This window comes from Actinophytocola sp. (assembly GCF_035762905.1).
In the GTDB taxonomy this organism is placed as follows: domain Bacteria; phylum Actinomycetota; class Actinomycetes; order Mycobacteriales; family Pseudonocardiaceae; genus DASYTH01.
Genome location: NZ_DASUCC010000137.1, coordinates 23,134 through 33,122 on the forward strand (window position 1 = coordinate 23,134; position 9,989 = coordinate 33,122).

Annotated in this window: 10 protein-coding genes; 1 reads left to right on the forward strand and 9 read right to left on the reverse strand. The window is 70.4% G+C overall.

Going from position 1 to position 9,989, the window contains the following annotated elements; all coding sequences use genetic code 11:
* Positions 1-2: 2 nt before the first annotated feature.
* Positions 3-1,253 carry an ornithine--oxo-acid transaminase gene (rocD, locus tag VFV67_RS29455; protein ID WP_326473939.1) on the reverse strand — a complete coding sequence of 417 codons (1,251 nt, stop codon included), beginning with the start codon at positions 1,251-1,253 and terminating at the stop codon, positions 3-5.
* A gap of 140 nt (positions 1,254-1,393) precedes the next feature.
* Here rocD and VFV67_RS29460 point away from each other — a divergent pair, with 140 nt between their 5' ends.
* Positions 1,394-2,263, forward strand: coding sequence for a PPK2 family polyphosphate kinase (locus VFV67_RS29460; RefSeq protein ID WP_326473940.1), 870 nt, complete (start codon positions 1,394-1,396; stop codon positions 2,261-2,263).
* Positions 2,264-2,278: 15 nt separating this feature from the next.
* Here the strand turns inward: VFV67_RS29460 and VFV67_RS29465 are convergent, their stop codons facing one another.
* From VFV67_RS29465 to VFV67_RS29500, 8 genes are all read right to left on the reverse strand, one after another.
* Positions 2,279-2,740 (reverse strand): hypothetical protein, encoded by a 462-nt coding sequence (locus VFV67_RS29465; protein WP_326473941.1) that lies wholly within the window; start codon positions 2,738-2,740, stop codon positions 2,279-2,281.
* A gap of 12 nt (positions 2,741-2,752) precedes the next feature.
* Positions 2,753-2,998 carry a hypothetical protein gene (locus VFV67_RS29470; RefSeq protein ID WP_326473942.1) on the reverse strand — a complete coding sequence of 82 codons (246 nt, stop codon included), beginning with the start codon at positions 2,996-2,998 and terminating at the stop codon, positions 2,753-2,755.
* 104 nt (positions 2,999-3,102) lie between these two features.
* Positions 3,103-4,101 carry a TIGR03842 family LLM class F420-dependent oxidoreductase gene (locus tag VFV67_RS29475; RefSeq protein WP_326473943.1) on the reverse strand — a complete coding sequence of 333 codons (999 nt, stop codon included), beginning with the start codon at positions 4,099-4,101 and terminating at the stop codon, positions 3,103-3,105.
* 13 nt (positions 4,102-4,114) lie between these two features.
* Positions 4,115-5,512, reverse strand: coding sequence for a dihydropyrimidinase (gene hydA / locus VFV67_RS29480; RefSeq protein WP_326473944.1), 1,398 nt, complete (start codon positions 5,510-5,512; stop codon positions 4,115-4,117).
* A 6-nt stretch (positions 5,513-5,518) separates the two neighbouring features.
* Complete coding sequence (locus VFV67_RS29485; RefSeq protein ID WP_326473945.1) at positions 5,519-6,361, reverse strand: nitrilase-related carbon-nitrogen hydrolase; 843 nt, start codon at positions 6,359-6,361, stop codon at positions 5,519-5,521.
* Positions 6,362-6,375: 14 nt separating this feature from the next.
* The gene (locus VFV67_RS29490) at positions 6,376-7,917 is read right to left on the reverse strand and encodes an NCS1 family nucleobase:cation symporter-1 (RefSeq protein ID WP_326473946.1); all 1,542 of its coding nucleotides are present in this window, start codon (positions 7,915-7,917) and stop codon (positions 6,376-6,378) included.
* Positions 7,918-8,062: 145 nt separating this feature from the next.
* Complete coding sequence (locus tag VFV67_RS29495) at positions 8,063-8,449, reverse strand: SSI family serine proteinase inhibitor (protein WP_326473947.1); 387 nt, start codon at positions 8,447-8,449, stop codon at positions 8,063-8,065.
* 115 nt (positions 8,450-8,564) lie between these two features.
* A partial coding sequence (locus VFV67_RS29500; protein WP_326473948.1) for a helix-turn-helix domain-containing protein occupies positions 8,565-9,989 on the reverse strand: 1,425 nt, incomplete at its 5' end.

The following is a 9,989-nucleotide window of genomic DNA, read 5'->3' on the forward strand; positions in this document are numbered from 1 at the left end:
GCTCAGGCGCGGATGGCGGCGATGATGGCGTCGATGCCGTGGTCCAGCTCGTCCTTGGTGATCACCAACGGGGGAGCGACGCGCAGGGTGGTGTCGTGGGTCTCCTTGCACAGCACGCCGAGGCGCAGCAGGCGCTCGCTGACCTGGCGGGCGGTTGGGCCGCCCGGGGCGATCTCGACGCCGGCCCACAGGCCCCGGCCGCGGACCTCGGCGACGCCGTGCCCGACCAGGTCACCGAGCCGGGCGTGCAGGTGCTCGCCGAGCACCCGGGAGCGGTCCTGGAAGGTGCCGGGCGCGAGCAGCCGGATCACCGCGCGGCCGACGGCGCAGGCCAGCGGGTTGCCGCCGAACGTGGAGCCGTGCTCGCCGGGGCGCAGCACGCCGAGCACGGACCGGCTGCCGACCACCGCGGACACCGGCAGGATGCCGCCGCCGAGCGCCTTGCCCAGGGTGTAGATGTCGGCCCGGACCCCCTCGTGGTCCAGGGCGAAGAGCGGACCGGTGCGGGCCAGGCCGGACTGGATCTCGTCGGCGATCATCAGCACGCCGTTCTCGTCGCAGATCCGGCGCACGTCGCGCAGGTAACCGGCGGGCGGCACCACGACCCCGGCCTCGCCCTGGATCGGCTCGACCAGCACGGCCGCGGTGCGGTCGGTGATCACCGACTCGAGCGCCTCGGCGTCGCCGTACTTGACCGCGACGAAGCCCGGGGTGAACGGGCCGAAGTCGTTGCGCGCCACCGGGTCGGTGGAGAACGAGATGATCGTCGTGGTGCGGCCGTGGAAGTTCGACCCGGCGACGACGATCTCGGCGGCGTCGGCCGGCACGCCCTTCACCCGGTAGGCCCACTTGCGGGCGACCTTCAGCGCGGACTCGACCGCCTCGGCGCCGGAGTTCATCGGCAGCACCATCTCGGTGCCGGTCAGCTCGGCGAGCTCGGCGCAGTACGGCCCGAGCTGGTCGTGGTGGAACGCCCGGCTGGTCAGCGTGACCCGGCCGAGCTGGGCCACGGCGGCGGCGACCAGCGCCGGATGCCGGTGGCCGAAGTTCAGCGCGGAGTAGCCGGCCAGGAAGTCCAGGTACCGCTCCCCGTCCACGTCGGTCACCCAGGCGCCCTCGGCCTCGGCGATCACCACCGGCAACGGGTGGTAGTTGTGCGTGCTCCAGCGCTCGTCCAGCGCGATGAACCCGGCGGCGGACCGCTGCCCGTCGGCCATGGCGGGCGTGTCCCGGTGATCCGCAGTCAAAGTCATACTTCCAGGTTAAAGCAACGAGAACGGCGGTTTCATCCGCAGGGCATTGCGTGGGCCGCCACTTCGTTGCGCCATTTCAGTCTGGATCGAATGATCGTTGCGTGGAACGCGGTTGGCAAGCAAGCGACTATGCTCCGCTCATGGCGAAGAAGCGGCCGTCCCGGCCCTCGGTGCGGGACGCGCTGAGGGTACCGGCGGGCAACCGGCGCGGCATTCCACTGCAACCGTCGGCCCACCCGATCGGGCCGGACTCGAAAGCGGCCGCCGCCGCCGACCTGGCGCGCACCGGCACGCGGCTGGCCGAACTGCAGGAGGCGCTGCACGCCGAGGGGGTGACCGGCGGCCACCGCAGCGTGCTGCTGGTGCTGCAGGGCATGGACACCTCCGGCAAGGGCGGCACGATCAAGCACGTCTGCGGCCAGGTCAACCCGCAGGGGCTGCGCATCGCCTCGTTCAAGAAGCCGACCAAGACCGAGCTGCGGCACGACTTCCTGTGGCGGATCCGCAAGCAGCTGCCCGACCCCGGCTACATCGGCGTGTTCGACCGCTCGCACTACGAGGACGTGCTGGTGGCCCGGGTCAACGAGCTGGTCCCGCCGGAGACCATCGAGGCCCGCTACGACCAGATCAACCAGTTCGAGGCGGAGCTGGCCGAGCGGGGCACCACGCTGGTCAAGTGCTTCCTGCACATCTCGCCGGAGGTGCAGCGCGAACGGCTGATCGCCCGGCTGAAGAACCCGGCCAAGCAGTGGAAGTTCAACCCCGGCGACCTCGACGCCCGGGCCCGCTGGAACGACTACCAGCAGGCCTACGCCGCCGCCCTTCGCCGGTGCTCCACCGGGGCCGCGCCCTGGTACGTGGTGCCCGCCGACCGCAAGTGGTACCGGAACTGGGCGGTCGGCCAGCTGCTCCTCGAGACCCTGGAGCACATGCAGCCGCGCACGCCCGCCCCGAGCTTCGACGTCGACGCCGAACTGGCCCGGATCATGGATAGTGAGCAGCCCCGTTAGGAGTGGTGGGGCTATTCAGAAGTACACCCCTAGTTGGGCGGTCCAGAGTGACTTCGGTGCGGTGAGCACGAAGCCGGAGTCGTGGAAATGCGCGGAGATGTTCGCACCGTTCTTGTCCACCGTGCCGTTGATCGTGATCCCGAACACGAAGTCGATCTGCGGGATCGGCGCGTAGTGCAGGCCGGTCGGCAGCGTCAGCGACCCGGACGCGCCGGTCCGGCTGCTGTACGACCCGCCCACCTTGAGCACGGAGTCCAGCCAGAAGTTCCCCTTCTTCGCCCACACGCAGTGCACCACGGTGGTCGCCGCGGACAGCTCGAGCGGGCTCAGCCCGGTCGGCGGGGTGAACTGGAAGTTGTCGAACAGCCGGCAGGCGCCGATGTCCCCCATCGACCAGCCCTTGACCTGACCGCTGAACCAGAACGTCTGCTTGCTCAGGCTGATGTTGAGCCGGCTGCTGTCGCTGTTGCCGTCCACGTCCCCGTCCCCCTACGCCACGTTCTCGTCGACGGAGAAACCGGCGGCCAGCATCTCGTCCATGCCGACCTCGACCATCTCCTCACCGAGGCTGCCCTCGACCCGGACGTTGATCTCCTCGTCGTCCCCGGGGCCGGACGCCACGACGGTCTGCGCGGAACCGCCGCTCGGGCCGCCGTCGACCGGCTGCCAGTCGGTGCCGTCCCACCAGTAGTAGCCGTCGTCGGACAGCGTCGCCCCGTCGGGCACATTGCTCATCGGCTCGCACCTCCCCCGCGCGTCCATCCCACGGTGGACGCGCAGGGGTGTGACGGACAGGGTGAACGGTGCCGGCGAACGGGCCGCGCCGGCTGCCCCAAAGGTCAGCGGCTGAGCTTTCCGATCACCTCGTCGCCGTACGCGGCCATGGTCTCCTCCCGCGCGTCGTGCATCAGGTAGATGGCGAACTGGTCGACGCCGAGCTCGGCCAGCTCCTCCAGCCGCTCGACGTGCGCGGCGGCCGGGCCGACCAGGCAGAACCGGTCCACGATCTCGTCCGGTACGAAGTCGGTGGACGGGTTTCCGGCCTTCCCGTGGTGGGCGTAGTCGTAGCCCTGCCGGCCCTTGATGTAGTCGGTCAGCTCGCGCGGCACCGGGCCGGACTCGCCGTACCGGGAGACCAGGTCGGCCACGTGGTTGCCGACCATGCCGCCGAACCAGCGCAGCTGGTCGCGCTGGTGGGCCAGGTCGTCCCCGACGTAGGCGGGCGCGGCCACGCACATGGTGATCCCGCCCGGGTCCCGGCCGACCGCACGGGCCGCATCCCGCACCGACTCGATCGTCCAGCGGGCGATGGCCGGGTCGGCGGTCTGCAGGATGAACCCGTCGGCCTGCTCGCCGACCAGCTTGAGGGCCTTCGGGCCGTAGGCGGCCATCCAGATCTCCAGCCGGCCGTCGCGCACCCACGGGATGCGCACCGGGGTCCCGTGCAGCATGGCCTCCCGGCCCTCGGCCAACTCCCGGATCACGTGCATCGAGTCGGCCAGCACGGTCAGCGACGCGGGCTGCTGCCCGATCACCCGCCGGGCCGAGTCGCCGCGCCCGATCCCGCACACCGTGCGGTTGCCGAACATGTCGTTGAGCGTGGCGAACAGCGACGCGGTGACCGACCAGTCCCGGGTGCTCGGGTTGGTCACCATCGGCCCGACGATCATCGACGAGGTCTGCGCGAGCACCTGCGAGTAGATGACGAACGGTTCCTGCCACAGCACGCAGGAGTCGAACGTCCAGCCGTAGCCGAAGCCGCGCCGCTCGGCCTCGCGCAGCAGCCGGACCACCTCGCCGGCCGGCGGGTCGGTCTGCAGCACCACGCCAAAGTCCATTGTGGAGTCTCCTTCAGACCAGGTACTGGGACAGCTCGCGCGACAGGAACCGGCCGTGGCCCTCGCGGCCGTGGAACGCGCCGTCGGACACCACGATCGCGCCGCGGGACAGCACGGTCTCCACCCGGCCGATCAGCTCCCAGCCCTCATAGGCGGAGTAGTCCACGTTCATGTGGTGCGTCGCCGCGGACAGCACCTGGGTGGCGGCCGGGTCGTACACCACGATGTCCGCGTCCGCGCCCGCGGTGATCACACCCTTGCGCGGGTACAGGCCGAACATCCTGGCCGGGGTGGCCGAGCTGATCTCCACCCAGCGGGCCAGCGAGATCTCGCCGTGGACCACACCCTGGTGCAGCAGGTCCATCCGGTGCTCGACGCCGGGCATCCCGTTGGGAATCTTGGAGAAGTCCCCGCGGCCCAGCTCCTTCTGGTCCTTGAAGCAGAACGGGCAGTGGTCGGTGGACACCACGGACAGGTCGTTGGTGCGCAGGCCGCGCCACAGGTCGGTCTGGTGGTCCTTGGGCCGAAGCGGCGGCGAGCAGACGAACTTCGAGCCCTCGAAGTCCGGCCGGGCCAGGTCGTCCAGCGACAGGAACAGGTACTGCGGGCAGGTCTCGGCGAACACGTTCTGCCCGGTGTTGCGCGCCTCGGCCACGGCGGCCAGGGCGTGCCGGGAGGACAGGTGCACGATGTAGAGCGGCGCGCCGGTCACCTTGGCCAGCTGGATGGCCCGGTGCGTGGCCTCGCCCTCCAGCTCCGGCGGCCGGGTGAGGCCGTGCTCGACCGGGTCGGTGCGCCCGGCCGCGATCGCCTGGGCCACCAGCTGGTCGATGGCGATGCCGTTCTCCGCGTGCATCATGATCATCGAGCCGGTCTCGGTGGCCTTCTGCATCGCCAGCAGGATCTCGCCGTCGGTGGCGTAGAACACGCCGGGGTAGGCCATGAACATCTTGAAGCTGTTCACCCCGGCGTCGATGCAGGACTCCATCTCCTTCAACGAGGTGTCGTTGACATCGGAGATGATCATGTGGAAGCCGTAGTCGATGGCGCAGTTGCCGTCGGCCTTCTCGTGCCACTTGTCCATCGTGGCCAGCAGCGAGGTTCCCTTGGCCTGCACGGCGAAGTCGATGATCGTCGTGGTGCCGCCCCACGCGGCCGCGGTGGTCCCGGTGGCGAACGTGTCGGCCGAGGACGTGCCGCCGAACGGCATCTCCATGTGCGTGTGGGCGTCGATTCCGCCCGGCAGCACGTACTTTCCGGTCGCGTCGATGACGTTGTCGATGTTGTCGAACGCCGTGTCCAACAACCCGGGGGCGGCGACCGCGGCGATCGTCTCGCCGTCCACCAGGACGTCGGCGGCGACCGCGCCACCGGCGTTGACCACCGTTCCGTTGCGGATGAGAGTGCGCATTTCCTTCTATGCCTTCGTTAGCGAGTCGTAGGTGTCCGGCCGGCGGTCCCGGTAGAAGGCCCACAGGTCACGGACCTCGGCCAGCCTGCCCATGTCGAGATCGCGGACCACGACCTCCTCCTCGGTGTCCGAGGCGGCCTCGCCGACCAGCTGGCCGCGCGGGTCGGCGAAGTAGGACTGACCGTAGAAGTCGTTGTCGCCCAACGGTTCCACGCCGACCCGGTTGATCGTGCCGACGTAGTACTCGTTGGCGACCGCGGCGGCGGGCTGCTCCAGCCGCCACAGGTACTCGGACAGCCCTCGGCTGGTCGCCGACGGGTTGAACACGATCCGGGCCCCGGCAAGGCCGAGCGCCCGCCAGCCCTCCGGGAAGTGCCGCTCGTAGCAGATGTACACCCCGATCCGGCCGACCGCGGTGTCGAACACCGGGTAACCGAGGTTGCCGGGCCGGAAGTAGAACTTCTCCCAGAAACCCTTCACCTGCGGGATGTGGTTCTTGCGGTGCTTGCCGAGGTAGGTGCCGTCGGCGTCGATCACCGCGGCGGTGTTGTAGTAGACGCCCGGCTGCTCCTGCTCGTACATCGGCACGACCAGCACCACGCCGTGCTGGTCGGCCAGCTCGCACATCAGCTGGGTGGTCGGCCCGTCCGGGATCTGCTCGGTGTAGGAGTAGTAGTCCGCGTCCTGCACCTGGCAGAAGTACGGGCCGTAGAACAGCTCCTGCAGGCAGACCACCTGGGCGCCCTGGGATGCGGCGGTGCCGATCGCCGAGACCGCATTGGCGATCATCGACTCCTTGTCACCGGTCCACCGCTGCTGGACCAGACCGGCCCTGACGATCTCTGTCACGCTTTCTCCTCTGGTCAGGCGGTTGCCGGTTCGGGGGTGGCCGCCGGCTCGCGGCGCGGCGACGGCCGGGACAGCACCACGAACGTCAGCAAGCTTGCCACGAGCCCGACGACCCAGCTGTAGTCGTAGAGCGGCTTGAGCAACGGGATCAGGCCGTCCGGCGGGAACGGGCCGTCCGTCCCCGCCGCGGTGTACGCGCCGCCGACCGCGAGCACGATGCCCACCGCGGTGGCCACCAGCCCGCGCCAGTTGAACCCGGCGCTGAACCAGTACCGGCCCTCCGGCCGGTACAGGTCGACCAGGTCCAGCTTGGTTCGGTTGACCAGCCAGTAGCCGCCGATCAGCACGCCGGCCACGGCGCCGAGCAGGCCGCCGTAGGTCTGCAGCCAGGTGAAGATGTAGAGGTCGGGGTTCTCGAACAGGTACCACGGCACCATCAGCACGCCGATCACACCGGTGAGCATCGCGCCGGCCCGCCGGCTGACCAGCCGGGGTGCGGCGTTGGAGAAGTCGTACGACGGGCTGACCACGTTCGCCGCGATGTTCACCGAGACCGTCGCGATCAGCACGGTGAACAGGCCGATCGCCACGACCAGCGGGTTGTCGAACTGGTTGGCCAGCGTGATCGGGTCCCAGATCGCCTCGCCGTAGATCACCACGGTGCCCGACGTGATCAGGATGGACAGGATGGCGAAGAACGACATCGTGGTGGGCAGGCCCAGCGTCTGGCCGAGCATCTGCTCGCGCTGGCCCTTACCGAACCGGGTGAAGTCGGGCATGTTCAGCGACAGCGTGGACCAGAACGCGATCATCGCCATCAGCGACGGGAAGAACAGCGCCCACCAGTCCGCGCCCCAGCCCACCTTCGACGGCTGGGACAGGATCGGGCCGAGCCCGCCGGCCTCGATCAGGATCCAGACCAGCAGGGCGATCGCGACCACGATCACCAGCGGAGCGGCCCAGTTCTCGAACCGGCGCAGCGTGTCCATGCCGCGCCACATGATCGCCATCTGGATCACCCAGAACAGCGCGAAGGACGCCCACAGGGTCCACGGCTTGCCGGCCAGGATCGGCGCGTTCACCCACCAGTCGCCGAACAGCTTGCCGGCGATCACGTACATGCCCAGGCCGCCGATCCAGGTCTGGATGCCGAACCAGCCGCACGCGATGAACGCCCGCAGCAGGGCCGGGACGTTGGCGCCGCGGATGCCGTAGAACGCCCGGGCGAACACCGGGAACGGGATGCCGTACTTGGTGCCGGCGTGGCTGTTGAGCAGCATCGGGATCAGCACGAGCAGGTTCGCCAGGGTGATCGTGATGAACGCCTGCAGCCAGTCCATGCCGAGCGCGATCAGCCCGGCGGCCAGCCCGTAGCTGGGCACGTTGTGCGCCATGCCGACCCACAACGCCGTGTAGTTGTAGGTGTTCCAGGTGCGTTTCTCGGTGGGGACCGGCGCCAGTTCCTCGTTGTAGTACGGGCTGTCGGCGACGGGCGCGGTTTCGGACAGCTCGATGCGTCCGTCGTCGTGGGTGATGGTCTGCGGGATGGTCGTCATCGCCTACTCCGGTGCTCGGGCCAGCGGCTGGAGTTCCATCCCGGCATCGTGAGCGGCGCCGCTGCCCCGAGGGAGTGCCACTGTGTTCACCGTTGATCTACTCGGTGAACACTCTGTCCGTTGCGCGGCGGCGGCTACGAGTGCATCAGAACTGGAACACCCCGCCGCTGCGGTCGCGGGCGACGCAGTCGTTCTCGTAGGTCTCCTCGAACTCGACCGGCGCGCCCTGCCAGTCGCCGACCGCCCGGACGGTCACCGGCGCGAAGATCAGCGGGCAGGCCAGGTTCAGCGGGGTCAGCCGGTCGAGGTCGCCGTCCACCGCGGCCAGCTTGGCGCACGCGGTGACCGGGTCGGGATGCGTCCCGCCGGCCGGGTCGCAGGTCAGCACCACCGCGCGAAGCGGCATCGGGCTGGGGTGCTCGGCGCCGAACAGGGCGATGTTGATGGTGGACTCGTTCGCCGGGTGCTGCGGCGGGGCCGTCGGTCCGACGCACAGCACGGCGCTGATGATGAGGCTGATGAGTTCATGCATGTTGTGCCTTATCGGCACCCGGCCGGGTGGTTCTGGCCACCGGATCGGTTAGCACGCTCCGAGGTGCACCGCGTCCTGCTCAATGTCCGCGGCCGCCGAGCGGCACCCGCCGCGCTCAGGACGGGGGGCGGCGCACGCTCATGGCGAGCAGGGCGACGTGCAGGGAGAGCACCGACTCGGGGTCGTCGATGGAGACGCCGAGGACCTGTTCGATGCGGGCCAACTGCTGGTAGTAGGCGGTGCGGGACATGTGGGCGGCGGAGGCCGCCGCGGACTTGTTGCCGCCGTGCTCGCAGTAGTGGCGCAGGGTGTCGACCAGGCGGCTGCCGTGGGCGGCGTCGCGGGCCAGCAGCGGACCCAGTTCGCGGTCGGCGAAGGCGGCGACCCGGTCGTCCTCGGCCAGCAGGTGCAGCAGGCCGCGGAGGCGGACGTCGTCGAGGCGGTGGTAGCCGCGGCCGCCAGGGGCGGAGCCGGAGCGGAGCGCGGCCTTGGCGACCTGGGCGGCCTCGATCAGGCTGCGCCGGGCGTCGGTGACGGCGGTGACGTTGCTGCCGACGGCGACGACGACCGGCAGGGCCCGGGGAGCACCGGACGCCGCGGCGTGGATCTCCTTGGTCAGCCGGCGCAGCACGGTGTCGGAGTCGGCCTGCGGGGTGAGCGAGAGCAGGGCGCGGACGCTGATGTCGTCGACCACCCCGACCAGCGCGGCGACCCGGGCCCGGCGGGCGGCCAGCGCGGTCGCCTCGGCCAGGTCGCGCAGCACCTCCTGGGTGGCCATGGACTGGGCCAGGCGGGTCGGCGTCGTGGTGCTCGGCCGCACCGACATGCCGAGCAACTGCCGGCGGTCCAGCGGAACACCCAGGGCGTTGGTGCGCGCGGTGAGGTCGGCCGGCGGGGTGGACGAGGCGAGCAGCTCGGTCAGCAGGGTGCGGTGCGCGTGCCGTTCCAGGCTCTCCCGGTCCCGGGCGACCAGCCGGTGCACGGCCAGCGCCGACGCCGCCCGCTCGACGATCACCAGCTGCCGGTGCTGCGGCGGTTCCGGGCAGAGCAACACCAGCCGGCCCCAGTCGTTGCCGCGGGCGCCGACCACGGTGACCAGCCAGCCGGCGTCGGCGTGGTAGCTGGTCCGCTCGGTGACGGTGACCGCGCGGGAGCGCCGCGCCCAGTCCGTGAGCAGCTCGCTCGGGTCGGAGCCCGCGGTGTCGTAGGCGAGCACGTCGTGCGCCAGGGTCTCCAGCACCACCGCCATCCCGGACGCCCGGACCACCTCGCGCAGCACCTCGCCCGGCTCGGCACCGGCGACGGTGAGCGCGGTGAACGTCTCGTGCACCTGCTCGGCGGCGCGCAGCTCGGCCACCTGTGCGTCCACGATCAACCCGACGACCGCCTCGGTCACCGCCACGAACCGGGTCTCCCTGGACAGCGTCACCAGCGGCATGCTGTGCCGCTCCGCGGCGGCGACCAGCGCGTCCGGCAGCGCCTCGCTCCAGTGCCGGACCAGCTCCACCACCAGTCCCGCCACCCCGGTCTCGGCGAGCTC